Source organism: Streptomyces populi, from assembly GCF_002911015.1.
GTDB lineage: Bacteria > Actinomycetota > Actinomycetes > Streptomycetales > Streptomycetaceae > Streptomyces > Streptomyces populi.
On record NZ_KZ626880.1, the window covers coordinates 41,685 to 65,421 of the forward strand.

The 23,737-nt window shown below is 72.3% G+C and carries 22 protein-coding genes; 4 read left to right on the forward strand and 18 right to left on the reverse strand.

Annotated elements, in window-relative coordinates:
• Positions 1-3: 3 nt before the first annotated feature.
• The 14 genes from CW362_RS21520 to CW362_RS21585 all read right to left on the reverse strand — a co-directional run bounded on the left by CW362_RS21520 (position 4) and on the right by CW362_RS21585 (position 14,303).
• Positions 4-906: an ABC transporter permease gene (locus tag CW362_RS21520; protein WP_103551143.1), complete on the reverse strand. Its 903-nt coding sequence runs from the start codon at positions 904-906 to the stop codon at positions 4-6.
• Positions 893-1,681 (reverse strand): ABC transporter ATP-binding protein, encoded by a 789-nt coding sequence (locus CW362_RS21525; RefSeq protein WP_103551168.1) that lies wholly within the window; start codon positions 1,679-1,681, stop codon positions 893-895. The genes CW362_RS21520 and CW362_RS21525 overlap by 14 nt, the downstream gene beginning before the upstream one ends.
• A 36-nt stretch (positions 1,682-1,717) precedes the next feature.
• A complete protein-coding gene (locus CW362_RS21530; protein ID WP_420856874.1) occupies positions 1,718-2,839 on the reverse strand; it encodes an aliphatic sulfonate ABC transporter substrate-binding protein in 1,122 nt (373 codons plus the stop codon).
• Between the two features lie 232 nt (positions 2,840-3,071).
• On the reverse strand, positions 3,072-4,427 hold the full coding sequence (locus tag CW362_RS21540) for a sulfate adenylyltransferase subunit 1 (RefSeq protein WP_103551144.1): 1,356 nt from the start codon (positions 4,425-4,427) through the stop codon (positions 3,072-3,074).
• A gap of 2 nt (positions 4,428-4,429) precedes the next feature.
• Positions 4,430-5,368 carry a sulfate adenylyltransferase subunit CysD gene (gene cysD, locus CW362_RS21545; RefSeq protein ID WP_103551145.1) on the reverse strand — a complete coding sequence of 313 codons (939 nt, stop codon included), beginning with the start codon at positions 5,366-5,368 and terminating at the stop codon, positions 4,430-4,432.
• Positions 5,365-5,964, reverse strand: a complete 600-nt coding sequence (gene cysC, locus CW362_RS21550; protein ID WP_103551146.1) for an adenylyl-sulfate kinase — start codon at positions 5,962-5,964, stop codon at positions 5,365-5,367. Before cysC ends, cysD begins: the two co-directional genes overlap by 4 nt.
• Positions 5,961-6,671, reverse strand: a complete 711-nt coding sequence (locus tag CW362_RS21555; RefSeq protein ID WP_103551147.1) for a phosphoadenylyl-sulfate reductase — start codon at positions 6,669-6,671, stop codon at positions 5,961-5,963. Before CW362_RS21555 ends, cysC begins: the two co-directional genes overlap by 4 nt.
• Entirely contained in the window at positions 6,668-6,847 is a 180-nt protein-coding gene (locus CW362_RS21560) for a hypothetical protein (RefSeq protein ID WP_103551148.1), read from the reverse strand. Before CW362_RS21560 ends, CW362_RS21555 begins: the two co-directional genes overlap by 4 nt.
• Positions 6,844-8,538, reverse strand: a complete 1,695-nt coding sequence (locus CW362_RS21565) for a nitrite/sulfite reductase (protein ID WP_103551149.1) — start codon at positions 8,536-8,538, stop codon at positions 6,844-6,846. The genes CW362_RS21560 and CW362_RS21565 overlap by 4 nt, the downstream gene beginning before the upstream one ends.
• A 135-nt stretch (positions 8,539-8,673) precedes the next feature.
• A complete protein-coding gene (locus tag CW362_RS45490; protein WP_309486338.1) occupies positions 8,674-8,757 on the reverse strand; it encodes a putative leader peptide in 84 nt (27 codons plus the stop codon).
• Between the two features lie 163 nt (positions 8,758-8,920).
• Positions 8,921-9,493 (reverse strand): GNAT family N-acetyltransferase, encoded by a 573-nt coding sequence (locus CW362_RS21570; protein ID WP_103551150.1) that lies wholly within the window; start codon positions 9,491-9,493, stop codon positions 8,921-8,923.
• 120 nt (positions 9,494-9,613) lie between these two features.
• Positions 9,614-10,954: a hypothetical protein gene (locus CW362_RS21575; RefSeq protein WP_103551151.1), complete on the reverse strand. Its 1,341-nt coding sequence runs from the start codon at positions 10,952-10,954 to the stop codon at positions 9,614-9,616.
• A 160-nt stretch (positions 10,955-11,114) separates the two neighbouring features.
• On the reverse strand, positions 11,115-12,326 hold the full coding sequence (locus CW362_RS21580) for a GAF domain-containing protein (RefSeq protein ID WP_240657960.1): 1,212 nt from the start codon (positions 12,324-12,326) through the stop codon (positions 11,115-11,117).
• 342 nt (positions 12,327-12,668) lie between these two features.
• Positions 12,669-14,303 carry an acyl-CoA dehydrogenase family protein gene (locus CW362_RS21585; protein WP_103551153.1) on the reverse strand — a complete coding sequence of 545 codons (1,635 nt, stop codon included), beginning with the start codon at positions 14,301-14,303 and terminating at the stop codon, positions 12,669-12,671.
• Positions 14,304-14,320: 17 nt separating this feature from the next.
• Between CW362_RS21585 and CW362_RS21590 the strand changes: the two genes are divergently transcribed.
• Positions 14,321-15,490 carry a YihY/virulence factor BrkB family protein gene (locus CW362_RS21590; RefSeq protein WP_103551154.1) on the forward strand — a complete coding sequence of 390 codons (1,170 nt, stop codon included), beginning with the start codon at positions 14,321-14,323 and terminating at the stop codon, positions 15,488-15,490.
• A gap of 37 nt (positions 15,491-15,527) precedes the next feature.
• On the opposite strand, the gene CW362_RS21595 is transcribed toward CW362_RS21590, so the two are convergent.
• Entirely contained in the window at positions 15,528-16,361 is an 834-nt protein-coding gene (locus tag CW362_RS21595; protein ID WP_103551155.1) for an NmrA family NAD(P)-binding protein, read from the reverse strand.
• 143 nt (positions 16,362-16,504) lie between these two features.
• Between CW362_RS21595 and CW362_RS21600 the strand changes: the two genes are divergently transcribed.
• Positions 16,505-17,446, forward strand: a complete 942-nt coding sequence (locus tag CW362_RS21600; protein ID WP_206301013.1) for an AraC family transcriptional regulator — start codon at positions 16,505-16,507, stop codon at positions 17,444-17,446.
• A gap of 321 nt (positions 17,447-17,767) precedes the next feature.
• On the opposite strand, the gene CW362_RS21605 is transcribed toward CW362_RS21600, so the two are convergent.
• Positions 17,768-18,181, reverse strand: a complete 414-nt coding sequence (locus tag CW362_RS21605) for a VOC family protein (protein ID WP_103551170.1) — start codon at positions 18,179-18,181, stop codon at positions 17,768-17,770.
• An 80-nt stretch (positions 18,182-18,261) separates the two neighbouring features.
• Here CW362_RS21605 and CW362_RS21610 point away from each other — a divergent pair, with 80 nt between their 5' ends.
• Positions 18,262-18,951 carry a ThuA domain-containing protein gene (locus CW362_RS21610; RefSeq protein WP_103551157.1) on the forward strand — a complete coding sequence of 230 codons (690 nt, stop codon included), beginning with the start codon at positions 18,262-18,264 and terminating at the stop codon, positions 18,949-18,951.
• A gap of 176 nt (positions 18,952-19,127) precedes the next feature.
• Positions 19,128-20,918, forward strand: a complete 1,791-nt coding sequence (locus CW362_RS21615; protein ID WP_240657958.1) for a carboxylesterase/lipase family protein — start codon at positions 19,128-19,130, stop codon at positions 20,916-20,918.
• A 301-nt stretch (positions 20,919-21,219) separates the two neighbouring features.
• On the opposite strand, the gene mmuM is transcribed toward CW362_RS21615, so the two are convergent.
• Complete coding sequence (gene mmuM, locus CW362_RS21620) at positions 21,220-22,146, reverse strand: homocysteine S-methyltransferase (RefSeq protein ID WP_103551158.1); 927 nt, start codon at positions 22,144-22,146, stop codon at positions 21,220-21,222.
• A gap of 135 nt (positions 22,147-22,281) precedes the next feature.
• Complete coding sequence (locus tag CW362_RS21625; RefSeq protein WP_103551159.1) at positions 22,282-23,646, reverse strand: pyridoxal phosphate-dependent decarboxylase family protein; 1,365 nt, start codon at positions 23,644-23,646, stop codon at positions 22,282-22,284.
• Positions 23,647-23,737 lie beyond the last annotated feature (91 nt).

A 23,737-nucleotide genomic window follows, 5' to 3' on the forward strand; every position in this document is an offset into this window, starting at 1 on the left:
GGGTCAGCCCTTCACCAGGAGTCCGCGGCTGCGCAGCACCCACCGCTCCACCGGGCTGAAGATCAGGAGGTCGATGGCGATGCCGACGAACAGGATGAGGAAGATGGCGAGGAAGACCATCGGCATGGAGCTGGCGTTGCGGCCGTTCTCCAGCAGCTGGCCGAGGCCCACGCCGAGGTCGGGGGAGGAGGCGATGATCTCCGCGGCCATCAGGGAGCGCCAGGAGAAGGCCCAGCCCTGCTTCAGACCGGCGAGGTATCCGGGCAGCGCGGCCGGCATCACGATGTGCCAGGTCCCGCGCAGACCCGTCGCGCCCATCGTGCGGCCCGCCCGCAGGAACAGCGGCGGTACCTGGTCCACGCCCGACACCAGCCCGTTGGCGATCGAGGGGACCGCGCCGAGCAGGATCACCGCGTACATCATCGAGTTGTTCAGGCCCAGCCAGATCACCGCCGGCGGTACCCACGCCACCGAGGGCAGGGACTGAAGACCCGACAGGATCGGGCCGATCGCGGCGCGCACGAACCTCACCCGGGCCACCAGCAGGCCGAGGGGGGTCCCGATCACCAGGGCGAACAGGAAGCCGAGCAGACCGCGCGAGACGCTGGTCCAGATGTAGTCGAGCAGCGTGCCCTGGAGCCAGGCGTTCCGGACCTCGTTCCAGACGTCGGACGGCGAGGGCAGCTTGGTCGGGTCGTCGACGATCTTGAAGGTGATCAGTGCCTGCCAGGCCGCCAGGACGATCACGAACGCGATCAGCGGCGGCAGCACCTTCTGCCGGAACGTCGTCCCGAAGGAGCTGCGGCCGGCGACGGAGGACTCCAGCGCGTCGAGGCCCGCCTCCAGCCCGCCAAGGCCGTCGGTGTCCTTGACCGCCTCGTCGGACTTCGTCTCAGTGCTGGCCATGACGGCGGATCTCCCCACGCAGTTCTTCGGTGATCTCGACGGACAGTTCCGCCACGGGGGCGTCCTCGATGCGGCGCGGCTGCGGGATGTCCACCCGCCACTCCCGGGCGACGCGCCCCGGGCGGGAGGACAGCAGGACCACGCGCTGGGCGAGCCGGACCGCCTCACGGACGTTGTGCGTGACGAAGAGGACGGACAGTCCCGTCTCGCGCCAGATCCGGGTCAGTTCGTCGTGCAGCACGTCCCGGGTGATGGCGTCCAGCGCCGCGAACGGTTCGTCCATCAGCAGGATCTGGCTGTCCTGGGCGAGCGCCCGGGCCATCGCCACGCGCTGGCGCATACCGCCGGACAGCTCGTGCACCCGCTTGCCGTACGCGCCCTTGAGCCGGACGAGTTCGAGCAGTTCCTCGGCCCGCCCGCGCCGCTCGGCCTTCGGGACTCCCCGGAGCCTCAGGGCGAGTTCGATGTTCTTGCCCGCGGTCAGCCACGGGAAGAGGGCGTGCTCCTGGAACATCAGGGCGGGGCGCCCGTTGGTCGATATGGTGCCGGCCGAGGGCCTGTCCAGCCCCGCGACCAGGTTCAGCAGTGTGGACTTGCCGCACCCCGAGGCCCCCAGGAGGGTGACGAACTCGCCCGGCGCGACATCGAGGGTGATGTCGTCGAGGACGAGCTGGGGTCCCGCAGGTCCGGTGAAGGACTTCGAGACGTGCTCGATGCGGGCGGCGTACTCGGTCGTGTCGGCGCCGTCGGCGGCCTTGGCGAGCGTCGTTGCCATGGTCGTCACCTCCTGGGAACTCATCGGGATCCGGGCTTACTTGACGCCGAGACCGGCGTCGTCGACCTTGCTCTCGCCCGCGGCGGCGAGAACCTTGTTCAGGAGCGCGAGGTCGTAGATGCCCGTCAGGTCGGGCTTCTCCAGGAGACCGGCCTTCACCGCGTGGTCCGCCTCGGTGTTCAGCGTGGAGGCCAGCGGGTCGTTGGTGATCTGGATGGACTTCCAGGCCGGGTCCAGGACGTTCGCCGGCAGCGCCTTGCCCGAGTCGGCCTCCAGCTGCTTGTTCGCGGCGGCCTTGGCGTCGTCCGGGTTGGCGTTGATCCACTTGTTGGTCTCGACGGAGCCCTTCAGGACCGCCTCGACGACCTTCGGGTGCGCCTCGAGGAACTTCTGCGACACGATGATGTTCGTGATCACGAACTTCTTGTCGGGCCACAGGTCCGACTCGTCGAGCAGCACCTCGGCGCCCTCGGCGACCAGCTTGGACGCGGTCGGCTCCGGCACCCAGGCGCCGTCGATGGAACCGGACTTGTAGGCGTCCGGGGTGATCTTGTTGTCGGTGCGGACGACCGACACGTCACCCTTGCCGCTCTGCGCGTCGACCTTCCAGCCCTGCTCCGCCGCCCAGTTGAGGAACGCGACGTCCTGCGTGTTGCCGAGCTGCGGCGTCGCGATCTTCTTGCCCTTGACGTCCTTCAGGGACTTGATCTTCTTGGGGTTCACCACGAGCTTGACGCCGCCCGAGGCCGAACCGCCGATGATCCTGAGGCTCTTGCCCTCGGACTTGGTGAAGCCGTTGATGGACGGCGAGGGGCCGATCCAGCCGATGTCGATGGAGCCCGAGTTGAGCGCCTCGATCTCGGAGGGCCCGGCGTTGAAGATCTGGTACTTCGCCTCGGTGGCGCCGAGCGCCTTCTGGAAGAAGCCCTTCTGGTTGCCGACCAGCGCGGTGGCGTGCGTCAGGTTGCCGAAGTAGCCGATCTTCACGGAGTCGAGTCCGTCGATCTTCTTCGAGCCGGCGGCGACCTTGGCCGCGGAATTGTCGTCCTTGGCCTCGGAACCGTAGCTGCAAGCGGCGAGCGCCAGCAGGGGGAGAGCGGTGACGAGGGCGATACCGCGGCCGAGCAGCTTGGTGCGCGTGGAGCGGATGGCAGACACGGGAGGTGTTCCTCTCGGTGGCCCGGCGGTCACGCCTGTCTCAGGTCGTGGCCGGGAGGTCGGCAGGTCTTCGTCGTAACGGGGACGTCCGGTGGGGGGACGGGGCGCGCAGGCAGTGCGCGTACGTCATCGCGCACATCGCGCCACCCCGCCCTGCCCGCTGCCGAGGGCGCCGCTGCCGACGCGGCCGCCCTCCTTTGCGAACGTCGCGTAGATGTCGATGGGGTTCATGTCAGAAGTCCCAGCCGTCGTCGTCGGACTCGTCCTTGACCGGCTGCGGCGCGGCGAAGGACTCGCCGACCATGCCGGCGGTCAGCGTGGTGCCGTCGGAGGGGTCGATGAGGATGAACGCGCCGGTGCGGCGGGAGTCCGCGTAGGAGTCGACCGGGAGCGGCTCGGCGGTGCGGATCTTGACGCGGCCGATGTCGTTGGCGACCAGCCGGCCCGGGTGCGGGTGCAGCGAGAGGTCGTCGAGGGTGAGCCGGGACGGGATGTCCTTGACGATCGCCTTGACCGTGCGGGTGCCGTGCTTGAGCAGCACCCGGTGGCCGACGGTGAGTGCCTCGTCGGCGACGTGGCAGACGGTCGCCTCGACGTCCTGCGTGGTCGCGGGCGCGTCCTTGCTCGGCACGATCAGGTCGCCGCGGGAGATGTCGATGTCGTCCTTCAGCAGGACGGTCACCGACTGCGGGGTCCACGCGATGTCGACGGGCTCGCCCAGCAGGTCGATCCCGGAGATCGTCGAGGTGCGCCCGGACGGCAGCACGGTGATCTCCTGGCCGACGCGCAGCGAACCGGCGGCGATCTGGCCCGCGTAACCCCGGTAGTCCGGGTGCTCGGCGGTCTGCGGGCGGATCACGTACTGCACGGGCAGCCGGGCGTGGCAGTGCGCCAGGTCGTGGCTGACCGGAACGGTCTCCAGGTGCTCCAGGACCGTCGGGCCGCCGTACCAGTCCATGTTCGCGGACGGCTCCACGACGTTGTCACCGGCGAGCGCCGAGATCGGGATCGCGGTGATCTCGGGGACGCCCAGCTCGGAGGCGTACGCCGTGAACTCCTCGGCGATCGCGGCGAAGACGGACTCCTCGTAGCCGACGAGGTCCATCTTGTTGACGGCGAGCACCACGTGCGGGACGCGCAGCAGCGCGGCGACGGCGGCGTGCCGGCGGGTCTGCTCGATGACCCCGTTGCGGGCGTCGACGAGCACGACGGCGAGGTCCGCGGTGGAGGCGCCGGTGACCATGTTCCGGGTGTACTGAACGTGCCCGGGGGTGTCGGCGAGGATGAACCGGCGGCGCGCGGTGGCGAAGTAGCGGTAGGCGACGTCGATGGTGATGCCCTGCTCGCGCTCGGCCCGCAGACCGTCGGTGAGCAGCGCGAGGTCGGGGGTGTCCTGGCCGCGGTTGCGGGAGGCGTGCTCGACGGCCTCGAGCTGGTCGGTCAGGATCGACTTCGAGTCGTGCAGCAGTCGTCCGACGAGCGTGGACTTGCCGTCGTCGACGGAGCCCGCGGTCGCGAAGCGCAGCAGGGTGGTCGCCGAGAGCTGTTCGACCGACAGGGGCTCGGTGGGTTCGGTGGTGCTGGTCATGTCTAGAAGTACCCCTCGCGCTTGCGGTCTTCCATCGCGGCCTCGGACATCTTGTCGTCGGCGCGGGTCGCGCCGCGCTCGGTGAGCCGGGAGGCGGCGATCTCGTTGATGACGGCGTCCAGCGTGGTCGCGTCGGAGTCGACGGCGCCGGTGCAGGACATGTCACCGACCGTGCGGTAGCGGACGAGCCGCTTCTCGACGGTCTCGCCGTCCTTCGGGCCGCCCCACTCGCCGGCGGTCAGCCACATGTTCGACCGCTGGAAGACCTCGCGCTCGTGCGCGAAGTAGATCTCGGGCAGCTCGATGCCCTCGCGGGCGATGTACTGCCACACGTCCAGCTCGGTCCAGTTGGACAGCGGGAAGACACGGACGTGCTCGCCGGGCGCGTGGCGGCCGTTGTAGAGGTTCCACAGCTCGGGCCGCTGGCGGCGCGGGTCCCACTGCGAGAACTCGTCGCGCAGCGAGAACACCCGCTCCTTGGCGCGGGCCTTCTCCTCGTCACGGCGTCCGCCGCCGAACACGGCGTCGAAGCGCTCGGACTGGATCTTCTCCGTCAGCGGCAGGGTCTGGAGCGGGTTGCGGGTGCCGTCCGGGCGCTCCTTGAGGACACCGCGGTCGATGTAGTCCTGCACCGAGGCCACGTGCAGCCGCAGCCCGTGGCGCTCCACGGTCCGGTCGCGGTAGTCGAGGACCTCGGGGAAGTTGTGCCCGGTGTCCACGTGCAGCAGCGTGAACGGGACCGCCGCCGGGGCGAACGCCTTCAGCGCCAGGTGCAGCATGACGATGGAGTCCTTGCCGCCGGAGAAGAGGATCACCGGCCGCTCGAACTCACCCGCCACCTCGCGGAAGATGTGGACGGCCTCGGACTCCAGCGCGTCCAGGTGCGACAGCGCGTACGGGCTGCTCTCGGTCTCCTCGGAGACACTGGCGACGGTCGTCATGCGAGACCCTTCTCGGTGAGCAGCGCGTGCAGCGCGGCGGCGGACTCCTGCACGGTCTGGGTGTGCGACTCGATGCGCAGGTCGGGCGACTCGGGCGCCTCGTACGGGTCGTCGACCCCGGTGAGCCCCGTCAGTTCCCCCGCGGCCTGCTTCGCGTACAGACCCTTCACATCGCGTACGGAGCACACCTCGACCGGGGTCGCCACGTGCACCTCCAGGTACGTCGTCCCGTTCTCCTCGTGACGCCCCCGCACCGCCTCACGGCTGTCGGCGTAGGGCGCGATGACCGGGACGAGCGCCGTGACGCCGTTGCGGGCGAGCAGTTCGGCCAGGAACCCGATCCGCTGCACGTTGGTGTGCCGGTCCTCGCGGCTGAAGCCGAGGCCCGCCGAGATGAACTCGCGGATCTCGTCGCCGTCGAGCACCTCGACGCGGTGGCCCTCCTCGCGCAGCCGGCCGGCCAGCTCGTAGGCGATGGTGGTCTTGCCGGCGCTCGGCAGACCCGTGAGCCAGACGGTGGCTCCGCTCGTCACTTCCCGCTCCTGAGAAATCGTGGGACCCGCGCCGGGCGCGGTGTTCGTCGTGGTCGTCGTCATCCGTGCAGTCCGCACTCGGTCTTGGCGCGGCCCGCCCAGCGGCCGGCGCGCGCGTCCTCGCCCTCCTGCACCCGGCGGGTGCAGGGGGCGCAGCCGACGGAGGCGTAGCCGTCCATCAGCAACGGGTTGGTCAGTACGCCGTGTTCGGCGACGTACGCGTCCACGTCGTCCTGCGTCCAGCGGGCGATCGGGGAGACCTTGACCTTGCGGCGCTTCTCGTCCCAGCCGACGACCGGGGTGTTCGCCCGGGTGGGGGACTCGTCGCGGCGCAGGCCGGTCGCCCATGCCTGATAGCCCGTCAGGCCCTGTTCCAGCGGCTGCACCTTGCGGAGCTTGCAGCACAGGTCCGGGTCGCGGTCGTGCAGCTTCGGCCCGTACTCGGCGTCCTGCTCGGCGACGCTCTGACGCGGGGTCAGGGTGATGACGTTGACGTCCATCACGGCCTCGACCGCGTCCCGCGTGCCGATCGTCTCCGGGAAGTGGTACCCGGTGTCGAGGAACACCACGTCCACGCCGGGCCGGGCGCGCGACGCCAGGTGGGCGACCACCGCGTCCTCCATCGAGGAGGTCACGCAGAACTTCTCGCCGAAGGTGTCCGCGGCCCAGCGCAGGATCTCCAGGGCGGACGCGTCCTCCAGGTCGCGTCCCGCCTGCTCGGCCAGCTTCCTCAAGTCCTCGTCCGTGCGCTCTTGCTGAACGGTCGTCATATCTCCGCCCCTCCACGCTCTTCCCGCTGGACGCCCCGGGACAGCAGTCCCAGGAACTTCAGCCGGAAGGCTCGGTTGCACGCCGCGCATTCCCACGCGCCGTGGCCCTCTTCGCTGGGTCGCAGGTCCTCGTCTCCGCAGTAGGGGCAGTAGAACGGCGCCGCGCGCTCGCTCACGACAGGGCCTCCTCGGAGGCGCGCGTGGCCCAGGCGGCGAAGCGCTCGCCGTCCTCGCGCTCCGCCTGGAAGCGCTTGAGGACACGCTCGATGTAGTCGGGCAGTTCGTCCGAAGTGACCTTCAGACCGCGGACCTTGCGGCCGAAGCCGGCCTCCAGGCCGAGCGCGCCGCCCAGGTGCACCTGGTATCCCTCGACCTGCTCGCCCGCGTCGTTCAGGACGAGCTGGCCCTTGAGACCGATGTCCGCGACCTGGATGCGGGCGCAGGCGTTGGGGCAGCCGTTGATGTTGATGGTGAGGGGCTCGTCGAACTCGGGGATGCGGCGTTCGAGTTCGTCGATCAGCGAAGCGCCGCGCGCCTTGGTCTCGACGATCGCGAGCTTGCAGTACTCGATGCCGGTGCAGGCCATCGTGCCGCGCCGGAACGAGGACGGCCGGGCGGTGAGGTCCAGTGCCTCCAGGCCCTCGACGAGCGAGTCGACCTGTCCCTCCTCGACGTCGAGGACGATCATCTTCTGCTCGACGGTGGTGCGCACCCGGCCCGAGCCGTGCGCCTCCGCCAGCTCGGCGATCTTCGTCAGGGTGGCGCCGTCGATGCGGCCGACGCGCGGGGCGAAGCCGACGTAGTAGCGGCCGTCCTGCTGCCGGTGCACTCCGACGTGGTCGCGCCAGCGGGCGACGGGCTGGTCGGGGGCGGGGCCGTCGACCAGCTTGCGCTTCAGGTACTCGTCCTCCAGGACCTGGCGGAACTTCTCCACGCCCCAGTCGGCGACCAGGAACTTCAGACGGGCGCGGTTGCGCAGCCGCCGGTAGCCGTAGTCGCGGAAGATCGACAGCACGCCGATGTGGACGTCCGCCACCTCGTCGAGCGGCACCCAGGTACCGAGGCGCTGGCCGATCTTCGGGTTGGTGGACAGTCCGCCGCCGACCCAGAGGTCGAAGCCGGGGCCGTGCTCCGGGTGGTTCACGCCGACGAAGGCGACGTCGTTGATCTCGTGCGCCACGTCGAGCAGCGGAGAGCCGGAGATCGCGGTCTTGAACTTGCGGGGCAGGTTGGAGAAGTCCTTGTTGCCGATGACCCGGCGGTGGATCTCCTCGATGGCCGGGGTGCCGTCGATGATCTCGTCCTCGGCGATGCCGGCGACGGGCGAGCCGAGGATGACGCGGGGCGTGTCACCGCAGGCCTCGGTCGTGGACAGGCCGACGGCCTCCAGGCGCTCCCAGATCTCCGGGACGTCCTCGATGCGGATCCAGTGGTACTGGACGTTCTGACGGTCGGTGAGGTCGGCGGTGCCGCGCGCGAACTCCTGCGAGATCTCGCCGATGACGCGGAGCTGCTCGGTGGTCAGCCGGCCACCGTCGATCCGCACCCGCAGCATGAAGAACTCGTCGTCCAGCTCCTCCGGCTCCAGGATCGCGGTCTTGCCGCCGTCGATCCCGGGCTTGCGCTGGGTGTAGAGACCCCACCAGCGCATCCGGCCGCGCAGGTCGTTGGGGTCGATCGAGTCGAATCCCCGCTTCGAGTAGATCGTCTCAATGCGTGTCCGCACATTGAGACCGTCGTCGTCCTTCTTGAACTGCTCGTTGCCGTTGAGCGGGGTGAAGTGACCGGCGGCCCACTGTCCCTCGCCGCGGTGACGGCTCACCTTGCGGCGGGGCGCGACAGCGGGATCCTGCGGGGTGGCGGCCATGGTCGATACGTCCTTCGAGACTGCGGGGCAGGTCTGACTGCGGCTCTGACCTGCGCATACGGGTGCATACGGAAGAATGGGCGCAGCACTGCGCAAGGGTCGCAAAAAGAGGGGGGTTCGGCGCTGCTGGGCTGATCAGCTCGCCGGACAGATGGCGCTGGACATGCGGCCGAGGTCGACGTGCCGCCGACTCACCAAGGCAATTCCAGTTCCAGACATGACGGAAGCGTGTCACGGGGATCTCGGGGCAGTCCACCGTCATCCATCATGTGGACACCCTTGTCCCGAATCCTGGGACGAGGGTGTTGTCGATCACATGACAGGCTCCCGTGCGGTGCCGCACGGGGAGCCGGAAGCCGTGGACATCACGGCGCAAAGCGGTTCAGACGGTGTGAGCGCCGGGCCACGGCCCTGGAGTGACGGCTTCCTTCTCCTGCTCGACCTTGGTGTCGAAGAGCCGGAAGCCGCGGCGCAGGTAGTTGTCCATCGCGTGCTCGCCGTCCTTGCTGCACGTGTGCAGCCAGACGCGCTTCGTCCCGTCCCGCCCCGGCCAGCGTTCGGCCAGGTCCCAGGCGCGCGCGGTCCCGAACGAGAGGAGGTGTCCGCCGATCCGGCGGCCGCGGAAGGCGGGGAGGAGTCCGAAGTAGACGATCTCCACGACCCCGTCGTCCTGGGCCTCGAGTTCGACGTAGCCCGCGGGCGTCCCCCGGTCGTAGGCGACCCAGGTCTCCGTGCCCGGCCTGTCGAGGACCTCCTGCCACCGTGCGTACGTCCACGCGAGCCGGTCCGTCCAGAGGATGTCCCCGCCGACCGAGGCGTACAGGAAGCGGCTGAACTCGGGCGAGGGGACCTCGGCGCGGACGATCCGCAGATCCCCGCCGGGCGCGCTCGCGGGGAGCAGGTCGGCCGGGGCCGTCTGCTCCAGGGACCAGGTGGTCACACTGATGTCGCTCATGACCGCCAGGGAATCACGGGGGCGGCCGCCGCTCCAAAGGCGCCTGCGGACCGGCCCGGCCGGGCGGGCCGTCCACGTGCCGGTCCGTCGGCGGGGCGGGCCGCCCCGGGAGCCGACCCGCTATCCGAGCGAGCCGTCGACCGACGACAGCGGCACCGCGTAGAGCACCCTGCGGTCCGCCGCGTCGGTGAGGGTCCACAGTTCGCCGGTCCGCTGCCCGTAGGAGAGCGACCCGGCACCGAGGCCCCAGCAGGCGTGCGACTGGTCGGCGGTGCAGGTGGCCGCCTCGGCGCCGTCCTCGCTCTGGCGCCACAGGGAGCCGTGCCGGTCACGGTTGTCGGAGGGGCGTGCGACGTACCACCGGGCGTCGCGGGCGCCGTCGGGCCGGTGCGAGAGGGCGCCGGAGATCCCGGAGCCCTTGGTCGTGTAGGCCTCGACCGCGTCCACGTGTCCCCGCGCGTCGGCGAGCAGCCCCGTGCGGTACGCGGCGGTGCTGAAGCCGTACCGCCAGAGGCGGGTGCGCTCCGCACGGCCGCCCGCGGCCTCCGTCGCGACCAGGCTGTCGGGGGTGGTCGTACGGTCCAGGGAGAGCGAGCCGAAACAGGGGACCGCGCGGTCACGGCCGCACGGACCGCCCTCGAGGTCGTACGAGCCGATGGCGGGGAGCACGTAGCGGTAGCCGGCGGCCGAGTAGCCGTGGCCCACCCGGCCCACGGCGCCGCTGTCCACGTCGGCCCGCAGCAGCCGGTGCAGGTCGAAGACGAGCAGGCCCTCGCCGTGCTCCGCGGTGACGATCAGCTTGTCCCGGTACCAGACCATGCCGCCGAGGCCGGTGCGGAGCGCCGTGAAGTCCTCGCCGCCCGCGCGCGGGGCGACCAGCAGGACCCAGCGGTAGCGCAGGGCGTCAGGGTCCGTCGCGTCGACGAAGGCGATCCTGGCCAGACCCTCGTCCCGGCCCGGCGCGGCCGCCTGTCCGTCGCGGTGGGTCCAGCCGGCGAGGATCACCTGGCGCGTGCCCCAGGCGCCGCTGTCCTCGGCGTCGCCGGACGTGGTCACCGAACGCGGCCGCCACCGCGAGGTCCGCGCGTCGGCGTCGTCCCAGCAGTACGCGCGGGTGGCCGTCGGCTCGACGGGGAGCGCGGCCCGCTCGTCCTCCGTGCAGTCGGCGGTGCCGCGCATCGAGCGGTCGGCGTCGCGCAGGACGCCGTCGACGCCCACGTTGCCGCCCATGTTCCCGCTGAGCGTGTCGAGCGCCTCCCGGGAGGTGAGGTTCTCGTGGAGGCGCAGCTGCGAGACGGAGCCGGCGCGGAGCGGGGTGAGGCCGCCCGGACTGTCGGTGCCGGAGGCCTGCGAGGTGCTGATCAAGGTGGCGGCGGCGGTGAGCGCCAGCGCGGTTCCGGCCAGGGTGGCGCGCAGCGCCTGGCCTCTTCTTCGGCGACGGTGCCTGCCGCGCTGCTTCATGCGTCCTCCCGGATAGGCCAACTGCCTCCCCCGCCGAAGGCGTTGACGGAGAGACGGGTGGGGTGGCCTGTGCAGTGGATGCTACGACAGAGACCTCCCGGCCAGGGCGGATACCGCGGAAGACGCTCAGGAAATACGCCCGCTTCTCCCCTTCTCGTCCTCAGGACGGTGCCGGTCCGGCCGTCGCGCGGGCTCCGAGCACCGCGGGCGCGGCCGAGTGCGGCAGCAGGTCCCGGGGGTCGTCCGGCAGCAGCACCTCGACCTCCACCTCCTCACGGAAACGGTACGGCCGGTGGTCGAGGAGCCCGATGAGCCGGCGGCGCACGCGGGAGAGTTCGGCACGGACCGTGACCGTGCGGGTGGGGTCGCCGAAGAGGTCGACCGCGAGCTGGGCGGCGCTGCGTCCCTGCCGGTGCACGGCGAGGACGTAGAGCAGTTCGGCGTGGCGCGGGCTCAGGTCCTGGTCCCAACTTCCCGCCGTGCCCGAGACGGTGACGCGCGGGCGCCGGGGCTCGCCGAGGTCGAGGACGACCCGTCCGGCGCTCCCCGGGTCTCCGCCGCCGGTGACGCGCAGCAGCCAGCCGCCGGGCATCGGCTCGACGGCGCACGTGCCGAGGGAGGGCAGCCAGCTGCGGCCCGCGCCGAAGGAGTCGGGCAGCGGGACCCGGTCCACGGGCGGCATTCCGGTGACGGCGGCGAGCCAGCCGTGGGAGTCCACCACGAGGGCCGGACCGTCCAGCCGGCACAACAGGGGGGCGGCCACCGCGCGCAGCCGTTCGATGGCTCTCAGATGCGCGGTGCGCAGTTCGCTTTCGGCCAGTCTGGACACCGTGTCGACCAGCGCGAGGGTGGCGGGGTGGAAGGTGCTGTCCGGGCCGCTCACGTCGATGATCCCGAGCAGCCGTCCGTCGCGCGGGTCGTGGACGGGCGCCGCGGCGCAGGTCCAGTCGTGCAGGGTGCGCACGAAGTGCTCGGCGGAGTGCACCTGGACGGGGACGCCGGCCGACAGGGCGGTTCCGATGGCGTTGGTGCCGGTGGTCTCCTCGCTCCAGGCGGCGCCTTCCTCCAGGCAGATGGCGTCGGCCCGGCGCAGCACGCCCGCGTTCCCCGCGCGCCACAGCACCCGGCCCTCGGGGTCGGTGACCACCATGATCTGCAAGGAGGCGTCGGCGACCGTTCCGAGGCCGCCGTGCAGGGTCGGCATCACGTCGGCGAGCGCGGTGGACGTCCGTCGGCGTTCGAGTTCGTCCGGTTGCAGGAGGACGCTGTCCGTTCCCTGTTCGGGATGGACACCGAAACGTCTCGCTCTTTGCCAGGACCGGCTGATCACCGGACGGGGGGTGATCGGGCCACGCCCGCCTCTGGCCGGCACGGCCCAGGTCTCCTGGAGGTGCCCGGCCGTCTCGGACGTGTCGGGCGGTGCGAAACGGGCTGGATTGAACGATGTGGTCTTCACAGAACACCCCCGGAACCAGGACCTCGTACGGGCCGCGACACCGCCGTCATCCCACATCGTGCCTGCTCTCGGCCGGGCCCGCCGGACCTTCGCACAAGGTGCACGAAGGAATGCAACGGTCTGCAACTCTCGCCAAGGTCACGAGGTTCCCCGAGACTGACAAGGACGCCGCCCGTGCGGCGTCCGAGCTCCTGAACGGGGCGAGCGGCGGGGGTGGTGCCGTGTCGGCGCAGCACCACCCCCGCGTCAGCGCTCCTTTCAGGCCACCGGCCGGGCCCGCTCCACCACCGTGGCCAGATCCAGACTGTGCGGCAGCGTGCCGAACCCCGTGCCCCAGTCACCGCCCAGACGCGAGGCGCAGAACGCGTCGGCGACCTCCGGCGGCGCGTACCGCACGAGCAGCGAACCCTGGAGCACCAGCGCGATCCGCTCGACCAGCCGACGGGCACGGGCCTCGATGCCGTCCAGATCGGCGAGTTCGGTCAGCAGGTCCTTGATCGCCCCGTCCAGCCGGTGGTCGGCACCGCGGGCCTGTCCCACCTCCCGCAGATACGCGTCCAGGGCCCCCGGCTCCCGCCGCAGGGCGCGCAGGACGTCCAGCGCCTGCACGTTGCCGGCGCCCTCCCAGACGGAGTTGAGCGGGGACTCCCGCAGCAGCCGCGGCATGCCCGACTCCTCGACGTAGCCGTTGCCGCCCAGGCACTCCAGCGCCTCCGCCGCGACCGGCGTACACCGCTTGGTCACCCAGTACTTGGCCGCGGGCACCGCGAGCCGCAGGAACGCCCGCTCCCGCTCGCCCCCGTCGTCGTAGGCCGCGGCGAGCCGCATCGCCAGCGTCGTCGCCGCCTCCGACTCCAGCGCCAGATCGGCCAGGACGTTGCGCATCAGCGGCTTGTCGACCAGACGGCCGCCGAACGCCTCGCGGTAGGTGCAGTGGTGGATCGCCTGCGCGACCGCCTGCCGCATCAGCGCGGCCGAACCGAGCGCGCAGTCCAGCCGGGTCGCCGCGACCATCTCGATGATGGTGCGCACCCCGCGCCCCTCCTCGCCCACCCGGCGCGCCCAGGTCCCGTCGAACTCGACCTCGCTCGACGCGTTGGACCTGTTGCCCAGCTTGTCCTTGAGCCGCTGGATGCGGAAGACATTCCGGGTGCCGTCCTCCAGGACGCGCGGCACCAGGAAACAGGTCAGCCCGCCCGGAGCCTGCGCCAGCACGAGGAAGCCGTCCGACATCGGCGCCGAGCAGAACCACTTGTGCCCGGTCAGCGCGTACGTCCCGTCCTCGGCCAGCGGCCTCGCCTCCGTCGTGTTGGCGCGGACGTCGCTGCCGCCCTGCTTCTCCGTCATGCCCATCCCGAAGAGCACACCGGCCTTCTGGGACGCGGGGCGCAGCTCCTGGTCGTAGACCGCGGACGTCAGCCGCGGCACCCACTCGGCGGCGAGCGCCGGATCGGCGCGCAGCGCGGGCACCGCCGCGTGGGTCATCGACAGGGGACAGCCGTTCCCCGCCTCGGCCTGCGTCCAGACCACGAAGCCCGCCGCGCGCCTGAGGTGCCCGCCGGGGCGGGTCCACGCCGATGTCAGCCCCGCCGACACGCCCTTGCCGAGGAGGCGGTGCCAGGCCGGGTGGAAGTCGACCTCGTCGATCCGGTTGCCGTAGCGGTCGTGGGTGCGCAGCTTCGGCGGGTTCTCGTCGGCCAGCGCGCCCCACTCCTGGACCTGGGCGGAACCCGTCGTCCGGCCGAGCCCCGACAGTTCCTCGCTGACCTCCTGGAGGAGCTCCGGGTCGAGATGCCGTTCGACCGCCTCGCGAAGCGCCCGGTCTGCGGCGAATACGTCATATCCGACCAGGGGCGGAGCCTGGTTGGTCACGGTGTGGGTGCTGGCTGCCATACCGCTACCGTAAGGACGTGCACCAGGCAAAAGAAACACCTGAACGGCCTCGTCCGGGCCGCTTCCACCGCGCTCGCGCGCTCTACCGGAACGTTTCCAAGCGCAGGACCGCCTGGCTGCTGCTCAAGGACACCGTCAACTCGTGCATGGAGTACCGGATCCTCGGACTGGCGGCCGAGGCGGCCTTCTTCACGCTCCTGTCCGTGCCGCCGCTGCTGCTCAGCCTGATCGGGCTGCTGGGATACGTGGACGCCTGGACCGGCGCCGACACCATCGCCAGCCTGGAGTCCAACATCCTGGACGCCTCCCGCACGGTGCTGACCCAGAAGGGCGTGCACCAGATCGCCGAGCCGATCCTGCACGACGTGATGAAGGGCGGCCGGCCCGACATCATCTCCCTCGGATTCCTGTTCGCCCTGTGGTCGGGCTCGCGCGCGGTGAACGTCTTCGTCGACACCATCACCGTGATGTACGGACTCGACGGCACCCGGGGCATCGTGAAGACCCGGATGATGTCCTTCCTGCTGTTCATCGTGGCCCTGCTGATCGGCTCCGTGGCGCTCCCGCTGATGGTGGCGGGCCCGGACGCCGTGGTGAACGTCGTCCCGTGGTCGACGACCGTCGTCCAGATCCTGTACTGGCCGGTCGTCATCGTCCTGTCGGTCGCCTTCCTGACGACCCTCTACCACGTGTCCGTCCCGGTCCGCTCGCCCTGGGTCGAGGACGTGCCGGGCGCCCTGGTCGCCCTCGCCATGTGGGTCCTCGGCAGCTTCCTGCTGCGCATCTACCTGACCAACACCATCGAGGGCCCCACCATCTACGGCTCGCTCGCCGCACCCGTGGCCGTCCTGCTGTGGATCGGGGTCGCCGCCTTCGCCGTCCTGGTCGGCGCGGCCGTCAACGCCGCCATCGACCGGGTCTGGCCGGCCGCCGCCACCGCCGCGGCCCGCGCCGCCAACGAGCGGCTGCGCGAGGCCCAGGCCGCCGAGTACGTGGCCCGCGTCGCGGCCCACCGCTCGTACGACGCCGATCCCGACGACCCCGACATGCCCTCCGAGTTCCCCGAGCGCTGGTCGCGCTTCCTGCCCCCGGAGGACGTCACCTCCCGCCTGCGCACCCACGCCAAGAACACCCACCACACCCACCGTGAGGCGAAGAACGGCGAGGAACGCCCGTCGGGGGAGTGAGCCCGGAGCAGGTCCGGACGGGCCGGGCGGTCCCCCGTCAGGCCTTCCACGCCCCCGCCGCCGCGGCCTTCCGCGCGAAGTCCGTGAAGTCCCGCGGCGCACGGCCGAGGATGTTCCGGACACCGTCCGAGAGGTGGGCGTTACGGCCGTCGAGGAGGCTCTCGAAAAGGTCGACGAGGAATTCGGCCTCCTCGGCCGGCATCCCGAATCCGGCCAGCGTGTCGCCGTACTGCCGCGCCGTCACCGGTGTGTACACCAGCTCCTCGCCCGTGGCCCGCGAGATCTCCGCGACCGCCTCCCGGAAGGTCAGCAGCCGGGGCCCCGTGATCGCGAGCTCCCGGCCGGTGTACTTCCCGCCCCCGGTCAACACCGCCACCACGACGTCCGCGATGTCCCGGACGTCGATGAACGGTTCCCGCACCTCACCCGCCGGGAAGACCAGCTCCCCCTGACACAGCCCCTCGACCAGCGGGCCCTCGCTGAAGTTCTGCGAGAACCACGACGCTCGTACGATCGTCCAGTCCGCGCCGGACGTCCTGAGCGCCTCCTCGGTCGGTCCGGCCTGGTCCTCGCCCCTCGACGACAGGAGCACCAGCCGCCGCGCGCCGAGCTCCACCGCCTCCCGGGCCAGGGCCCCGACCGCCTTCGTGGCGGCCGGCGAGCCGACGTCCGTGGGATGGACCAGATAGGCCGCGTCGGCGCCGCGCAGCGCCCCGGCCCATGTCGAGGGGTCCTCCCAGTCGAAGCCCGTGCCGCGCGAGGCGGCCCGGACCGTCAGGCCCGCCGCGCGTGCGGCCCGCGCGACCCGACTCCCGGTCCGCCCCGTGGCTCCTGTCACCAGCACTGTCATGTCCTGCGTGTTCTCCGTCATGCGCCCCAGTCAACTGCCGCCCCCGGCACGGAACCATGGGCGAGCGGCTCATTCCCATAAGCGGTCGTCCACGAGTGCCCACGGCTGTCGGAGCCGCCGTCTACGCTGGCCGCATGGACGCTCCGCCACGTTCGGACACGCTCATGCGGGGGGACCCGCTCGCAAGCCTGCTGGAGGGTCCGCGCGCGCGGGGCGCCTTCATGATCCGCGCGTGCTTCGACCCGCCGTGGTGCGTACGCGTCGAGGACCGCGCCCCCCTGTCGATCATGCTGGTGGTCCGCGGCGACGCCTGGGTCGTACCGGACGAGGGCGAGGGACTGCGGCTGCGGGCCGGTGACCTCGCCATCGCGCGCGGCCCCGACCCGTACCGCTGCGCCGACGAACCCGCCACCCCGCCCCAGGCCGTGATCCTGCCGGGCGGCGAGTGCTCCTACCCGGACGGACGCTCGCTGAAGGGCCACTGGGACCTCGGCGTCCGGAGCTGGGGCGACCGGCTCGACGGCTCCACGGTGCTGCTGATCGGGACGTACATGATGCGGGGCGAGGTCAATCGCCGACTGCTCGACGCCCTGCCGCCGCTGCTCGTGCTCCCCTCCGACGCGTGGGAATGCCCGCTGACCCCGATCCTCGCCGCGGAGACGGTGCGCGACGAGCCCGGCCAGGAGGTCGTCCTCGACCGGCTCCTCGACCTGTTGACGATCACTGCCCTGCGGGCCTGGTTCTCCCGCCCCGAGGCCGCTGCGCCCGCCTGGTACCAGGCCCTCGCGGACCCGGTCGTGGGCCGTGCGCTCCGGCTCCTCCAGGACGACCCGGCCCGGCCCTGGACGGTCGCCGCGCTCGCCGCCGAGGTCGGCACCTCGCGCGCCGCGCTGGCCAGACGCTTCGGCGAACTCGTCGGGGAACCCCCGATGACGTACCTGACCGGCTGTCGTCTCGCCTCCGCCGCCGACCGGCTCCGTGAGAGCGACGAGACCCTGGAGACGATCGCCCGCCATGTCGGCTACGGCAGCGCCTTCGCGCTCTCCAGTGCCTTCAAGCGGGTCTACGGCGTCAGCCCGCAGGAGCACCGGGCCCGCCTGGCGTAGCGCGGCCGGCACGTACGGGGAACGGGCGTCCCGGCCTGCCGGGCGCGGTGCTCCGGAGCCGCGTCCCGACCGGCTCCGCGCCCGATGGCCGGGGCCGGGGTGCCCGCGCGCCCGAGGGAGCCGGCGTCCGGCCCGGCTCGGGACGATTCCGGGACGGCCCGCGACGATTTCGGGACCGTCCGGGACGATTTCGGGACCGTCCGGGACGCCGTGCTTCCCGACGGACGCATGGACCCGCTTCGGCATCCTCCCCCCTTGAAGGAGAAGGAGCCGGCGGGGGCGACGCTCGGTGAACCGGTCGGCCACCGGTGGCGGGCCGGACTACTGCGCGGGGGCGGGCCCGCCGGGCAGCGGGGCGAACAGGTCGACGCCGTTGCCGTCCGGGTCGTGCACGACGGCGTACCGCATGCCCCAGAAGGCGTCCCACGGCTCCAGCTCGCCGTGGTGGCCCGCGCCGACGAGCTCCCCGTACACCGAGTCGACCTCGGCGGGGTCCTCACAGCGGAAGGCGAGCGACGCCCGGCCGCCGCCGCTCGGGGGCTGCCACCCGGCGTGGAACGACCGAACGGTGTCCTCCGTGTCCAGCGCGAGGCGCAGCCCGCCGGGCAGCCCGGCCTCGACGTGCGGCTCGTTCTCGGCACCCTCCGGGAAGACGAGCCCGAGACGGCGGTAGAAGGCGAGGGAGGCGGCCATGTCGGAGACGACCAGCCCGATCACATCGAATCGTGGAGTCATACGGTCACCGTAGGCGAGCCGTCCCCGGCCGGTCCTGAACGGAACGGACACGCGCCGACGACAGGACCTAGGCTCCGGGCATGTCCTTCCGCGTCCTCGCGTACACCCGTACGACCGGCTACCGGCACGACTCCATCCCGGCCGCGGTCGAAGCCGTGCGCGCCCTCGGCCGGGCCCATGGTTTCGAGGCCGACGCCACCGAGGACCCCGGGGTCCTCGAGGCACCCCTCGACCGGTACGCGGCCGTCGTCTTCCTGTCGACGAGCGGCGAGGTGCTGACGCCGCCGGGCCGCGACCGGCTCGCCGCCCACGTCGAGGGAGGCGGCGGCTTCGTCGGGGTGCACTCCGCCGCCTGCACCGAGTACGACTGGCCCCACTACGGCGACCTGCTCGGCGCCCGCTTCGACCGGCACCCGGACCTCCAGCCGGGCCGTGTCCTCGTCGAGGATCACGACCATCCCGCGACCCGGCTCCTGCCGCCGGTCTGGGAACTCACGGACGAGTGGTACGACTTCCGCTCCAACCCGCGCGAGGCGGATCACGTGCGCGTGCTCGCCTCCGCCGACGAGACCTCCTACGAGGGCGGGGGAATGGGCGCCGACCACCCCTTGGTGTGGTGCCGGGAACAGGGCGCGGGCCGGGTCTTCTACACCGCGCTCGGACACACCGCGCAGGCGTACGGGGACCCGGACTTCCGCGGGCACCTGCTCGGCGGCATCCTCTGGGCGGCGCGGCGGTCCCCCACAGGCGCCCCGGACCGCGGACACTGACCCGCGCCGGATCCGGAGAGGAGGCCGGGGAGGAGGCCGGGGAGGCCGTCCGGGCCCGGCACGCAGGCCCGCACCGTACGGCGACACAGGCCGGACAGGGGACGTCCGCAGGAATACCGGGAAGCGATGTGGTGCTCTGATCTCTACGACGCGCGACGGTGAGGAGCTGGTCCCGGATGGCGGTGGACACGGTGGATCCGGTGGCGGGGACGAGGGACCCGGTGGTCGTCACTCCTCACGGAGCGGTGCGCGGCCGGTACGAGAACGGGATCGCGGTCTTCCGGGGCGTCCCGTACGCCGCCCCTCCCTTCGGCGCCCGCCGCTTCCGCCCGCCCGAGCCGCCCGAGCCCTGGGACGGGGTCCGGGACGTCGGCGCGTTCGGACCGACCCCGCCGAAACCCCCGTACTCCGAGGCCTTCGCCCGGCTCCTCTCCGACCCCGTCGTGCCCGGCGACGACTGCCTCAACCTCAACGTGTGGACCCCGGCGCCGGACCCCGCCGCCCGGCTCCCCGTCATGGTGTGGATCCACGGCGGGGCCCTGACCCGCGGTTCCTCGGCCGTGCCCGTGTACGACGGGCACGCCTTCGCCCGCGACGGCGTGGTCCTCGTGTCCGTCAACTACCGCCTCGGCGTGGAGGGCTACGGCCTCTTCCCGGACGCGCCCGCCAACCCCGGGCTGCGCGACCAGCTCGCCGCGCTGGAGTGGGTGCGGGAGTCCGTCGCCCGGTTCGGCGGAGATCCCGGCCGGGTGACCGTCTTCGGCGAGTCCGCCGGAGCCATCAGCATCGGCGCGCTGCTCGCGAGCCCTCGTGCCCGGGGTCTGTTCCACCGGGCGGTCATGCAGAGCGGGCCGCCCGAGGCGAGCGACCGCGACAAGGTGCGCCGCATGGTGCGCAGGATGGCCACCCGGCTGAAGGTCCCCGCGACGGCGGAGGCGTTCGCCGCCGTCGACCGCGACCTGCTCCTGCGCACCCAGGCCGAGGTGGGCAGGCTCAGCAGCCCGGTGCTCGGCGGTCCCGCCTTCGGCATCGTCGTCGACGGCGACCTCGTGCCGCGCGACCCGCTGGAGGCCCTCGTCGAGGGCGCCGCGGCGGACGTCGGCCTCCTGCTCGGCTGGACCCGTGACGAGTACCGGCTGTGGCTCGTCCCGGGCGGGCTCCTGGAGCGCGTCGACCGGCTCGGCCCGGTCGCCCTGGCCGGTGCGATGGCCCGCTGCCACTGCGGCCACGAGGTACCCCGCGGCTACCGCGCCCTCCGTCCGGAAGGGGGGACCGCCGATCTCGTCGGCCAGATGATCACCGACCATCTCCTGCGGGTGCCGATGCACCGCCTCGCCGACGCGCGCGGCGGCGGACCCACCGCGTCCCCCGCCACGGACGCTCCCGTCGGGGGCCGGGCCCCGGCGCACGTCTACGAGTTCGCCTGGCCGTCCAACGTCCCCGGCCTCGGCGCCTGTCACGCCCTGGAACTGGGCTTCGTCTTCGACACGGCCGGAGCGCCGGAGTCGGCGAAGCTCGCGGGCGAGGGCGCCCCGCAGGAACTGGCGGACGCCATGCACGGCGCGTGGGTGCGGTTCGCGACCGACGGCGACCCGGGGTGGGCCGCCTGGGACGCCTCGCACCCGGTCCGGGTCTTCGGCGACGGCGACCCGCACACCGAGCACGGTCCGCACGACCGCGAACTCGCCCTGTGGGAAGCCGAATCGGCCAGGGCGGCGGCCAGGCCCGCGACCGGTCCCACGCGCAGGCACACCGGCGGATCCCCGGTCGGGGTCGTCGTCGCGCCGACGCTCGCGGTCGCCGGACCGTCCGGCGCCGGGGCGGAGGCCGACCCCGCCGCCGATTCCGCGGACAGTCCGTCCGGGGCGGTCGGGGGCGCGTCCGCCCTCGACGCGCCCGTGCGCATCACGGCACCGCTGGCGGCCGTACGACGCTTCCGTCGCCCGGGCGGCGCGGGACGGCGCTGAACCCGCCTCCGGCCGCGGACCCGCGGCGGGGCCCCTCCGGCCCGGGACATGGTCCCGGAGCCCGGCCCGAGCCGTCCTGGGACGGGTGTCCGGGCAGGGGTGGGTGTACCGGGAGCCGGGGTGCCGGGCGGGGTGCGGCTTCTCGCGGTGCCGGCCGGCGTCGCGCGGGTCGGTGGTGTCCGGGCGTACCGGGAGCCGGGGTGCCGGGGAGGGGTGTGGCCTCTCATGAGGCGTCAGGAGAGACCTGGGCCGGGGGTGTCCCGGGTGGGGTGGCCCGGCCGGGCGGGGCCGGTGCGCGGGATCACGCCGTCCGCAGCGCCCCCGTGATCCCGGTGATCGCCTCCGGCCCCACCCGGCAGCAGCCGCCGATCAGGCGGGCCCCGGCCCGCTCCCATCCGACGACCCGCGCGGCGGCGAACGTGGAGCCGCCGGTCCAGGCACGGGCCGCGGGGTCCCACGTCTCGCCGCTGTTCGGGTAGACCACGACCGGCTTTCCGGTCACGCGCGAGGCCGTGGCGACCGCGGCGTCGGCGTCCTCGGGAGCGCAGCAGTTGACGCCGACCGCGATGACCTCGTCCGCCTCGGCGGCCAGGGCGAAGGCCTCCTCCAGCGGCTGCCCGGCCCGGGTACGGTCACCGGCCACGCTGTACGACAGCCACGCCGGTACGCCGAGCCCGCGCACCCCCCGGAGCAGCGCCCGCGCCTCGTCCGTGTCCGGGACCGTCTCCAGGGCCAGCACGTCGGGCGCGGCGGCGGCCAGCACCTCCAGGCGCGGCAGGTGGAACCGTTCCAGTTCCGCGACGCTCAGTCCGTACCGTCCCCGGTACTCGGAGCCGTCCGCGAGCATCGCCCCGTACGGGCCCACCGAGGCGGCGACCCACAGCGGCCGCGTGACGCCCTTCGCGTGCGCGCGCCGGGCGGCCTCACGCGCCGACCCGACGCTCAGGCCGAGCAGCTCGGCGGCCCGTTCGCGCGGGATGCCACGCCCGGCGAAGCCGTCGAACGTCGCCTGGTAGCTGGCGGTGATCGCCACGTCCGCGCCCGCCTCGTAGTAGGCGAGATGTGCCTCGACGATCGCCTCGGGCCGGTCCGCGAGCAGCCGCGCGGACCACAGCGCGTCGCTCAGGTCGTGTCCGGCCGCTTCGAGCTGGTTGGACATGCCCCCGTCGAGCACGACCGTGCCGCAGGACAGCGCGGCGGCGAGGGTGGGGGCGTTGTCGCTGGCCATGCCCCGACGCTAGCCGATGAGGGGTGCCGCACCCAGGTCCCGTCCACCCACCGAGCGGCCGTCCCGCCGACCGGGACCCGCCCGGTCGGCCGGGGTTCCCGTCCGGTGCGCGGCCAGGGGATCCGTACGATGCGGTCAGAGGGCCCGTACGAGTTGTTCGACCCGTGTGTGCAGCCGGTCGACGTGGTGCTCGGACTCCGGCTTCATCAGGACGCTGCGCAGGATCCGGGCGCCGTCGGCGTCCGCGGTGATCCCGGGGTGGCGGGCCGCGAACGCCTCGTGTCCGGCCTTGAGCGTGCTCAGGAACACGGGCTCCGGGCCGGTCATCCCCTCGGCGAGGACCCGCGCGGACGCCGCGTCGACGCGGGTGAGGGACGCGGGGGTGACGGTGGGGAAGTAGCCGACGATGTCCAGCTCGGGCGGCTGGTGGAGCTGGAGCAGGTCGGACGCCGTGATCAGGTCGGCCCACCTCAGCGCCGCGCGGCGGCCTGCCGCCAGGACCCGCCCGAGGCCCTCGGGCGTGGGCGGCAGGAGCTGGAAGGTGAGCCACAGGGCGGCTGCGGAGGCGCCCGCGCGGGAGCACTCCAGGCTGATCTCTCCCAGGTGCAGCTCGTCGGAGGTGAAGTACGTGTAGGGCGAGTCGTGGAGGTAGAAACGGCCCACCTCGGGGTCACGGAACAGGACGGCGCCGCAGCCGTAGGGCTGTAGGCCGTGCTTGTGCGGGTCGACCACGATCGAGTCGCACCGGGCGATGGCCCGCCAGGGTCCGGCGGGAAGCCCCTCGGGGCCGTCCGCCCCGGCGAGGAGGGTGAAGAATCCGCCGTAGGCGGCGTCGACGTGGACCCGTACGCCATGACGCCGGGCGAGGGGCAGCACCTCGTCGACGGGGTCGACGGCGCCGAGCCCGGTGGTGCCCGTGGTGACGACGACCGTGCCCACCTCCCCGGTGCGCAGCACACGCTCCAGATCCTCCAGGTCCATGCGGCCCCGGGCGTCCGTGCGTACGGCGTGGCCGGTGACGCCCAGCACGTGGCACATGCGGCCGTGGGTGTAGTGGGCCTCGGCGCTGTGGGCGATCCCGCGCCCCGGATGGAGTTCCCGGGCCACGAAGAGGGCTTCGAGGTTGGCGATCGTGCCGCTGGTGGTCAGGTGCCCGAGATGGGTGTCGTAGCCGAACATCCCGGCCAGGCGGGCGACGACCTCGCGCTCCATCGCGGCGGTGGCGGGGCCTCCGTCCAGCGCGTGGTTGTTGGGGTTGATCAGCATCGCGGTGAGGTAGCCCACCACCGCGGCGGGGTGCGGGGGCTTGAGCATCTGGCCCGCGTAGCGCGGGTGGAAGAAGGGGTAGTTGTCCCTCAGCCTCCCGGTGAACTCCTCGAAGACGGACGCGAAGCGCTCGTCGTCCACCTCCAGTGACGCGTGGGTCCTGAAGGGGCCGAAGGTGTCGGCCCAGTCCTGTACGGCCCCGGTGGCCCGGCCGAGCCAGTGCTGCAGATCCACCACTGATCTCCCTCTCTCGCGGATGCGCGCCATCCTAGGTTTTAGTTGACTGATCAGCAATTGACTTCTCAGTAAATGATGAGTCAGTGAA

Excerpts from the sequence above, each read along its gene's own strand:
- CW362_RS21520 (WP_103551143.1), bottom strand. The coding sequence starts at position 906 with ATGGCCAGCACTGAGACGAAGTCCGACGAGGCGGTCAAGGACACCGAC.
- CW362_RS21525 (WP_103551168.1), bottom strand. The coding sequence starts at position 1,681 with ATGGCAACGACGCTCGCCAAGGCCGCCGACGGCGCCGACACGACCGAG.
- CW362_RS21540 (WP_103551144.1), bottom strand. The coding sequence starts at position 4,427 with ATGACCAGCACCACCGAACCCACCGAGCCCCTGTCGGTCGAACAGCTC.
- cysD (WP_103551145.1), bottom strand. The coding sequence starts at position 5,368 with ATGACGACCGTCGCCAGTGTCTCCGAGGAGACCGAGAGCAGCCCGTAC.
- cysC (WP_103551146.1), bottom strand. The coding sequence starts at position 5,964 with ATGACGACGACCACGACGAACACCGCGCCCGGCGCGGGTCCCACGATT.
- CW362_RS21555 (WP_103551147.1), bottom strand. The coding sequence starts at position 6,671 with ATGACGACCGTTCAGCAAGAGCGCACGGACGAGGACTTGAGGAAGCTG.
- CW362_RS21565 (WP_103551149.1), bottom strand. The coding sequence starts at position 8,538 with ATGGCCGCCACCCCGCAGGATCCCGCTGTCGCGCCCCGCCGCAAGGTG.
- CW362_RS45490 (WP_309486338.1), bottom strand. The coding sequence starts at position 8,757 with ATGTCTGGAACTGGAATTGCCTTGGTGAGTCGGCGGCACGTCGACCTC.
- CW362_RS21570 (WP_103551150.1), bottom strand. The coding sequence starts at position 9,493 with ATGAGCGACATCAGTGTGACCACCTGGTCCCTGGAGCAGACGGCCCCG.
- CW362_RS21575 (WP_103551151.1), bottom strand. The coding sequence starts at position 10,954 with ATGAAGCAGCGCGGCAGGCACCGTCGCCGAAGAAGAGGCCAGGCGCTG.
- CW362_RS21585 (WP_103551153.1), bottom strand. The coding sequence starts at position 14,303 with ATGGCAGCCAGCACCCACACCGTGACCAACCAGGCTCCGCCCCTGGTC.
- CW362_RS21595 (WP_103551155.1), bottom strand. The coding sequence starts at position 16,361 with ATGACGGAGAACACGCAGGACATGACAGTGCTGGTGACAGGAGCCACG.
- CW362_RS21600 (WP_206301013.1), top strand. The coding sequence starts at position 16,505 with ATGCGGGGGGACCCGCTCGCAAGCCTGCTGGAGGGTCCGCGCGCGCGG.
- CW362_RS21605 (WP_103551170.1), bottom strand. The coding sequence starts at position 18,181 with ATGACTCCACGATTCGATGTGATCGGGCTGGTCGTCTCCGACATGGCC.
- CW362_RS21610 (WP_103551157.1), top strand. The coding sequence starts at position 18,262 with ATGTCCTTCCGCGTCCTCGCGTACACCCGTACGACCGGCTACCGGCAC.
- CW362_RS21615 (WP_240657958.1), top strand. The coding sequence starts at position 19,128 with ATGGCGGTGGACACGGTGGATCCGGTGGCGGGGACGAGGGACCCGGTG.
- mmuM (WP_103551158.1), bottom strand. The coding sequence starts at position 22,146 with ATGGCCAGCGACAACGCCCCCACCCTCGCCGCCGCGCTGTCCTGCGGC.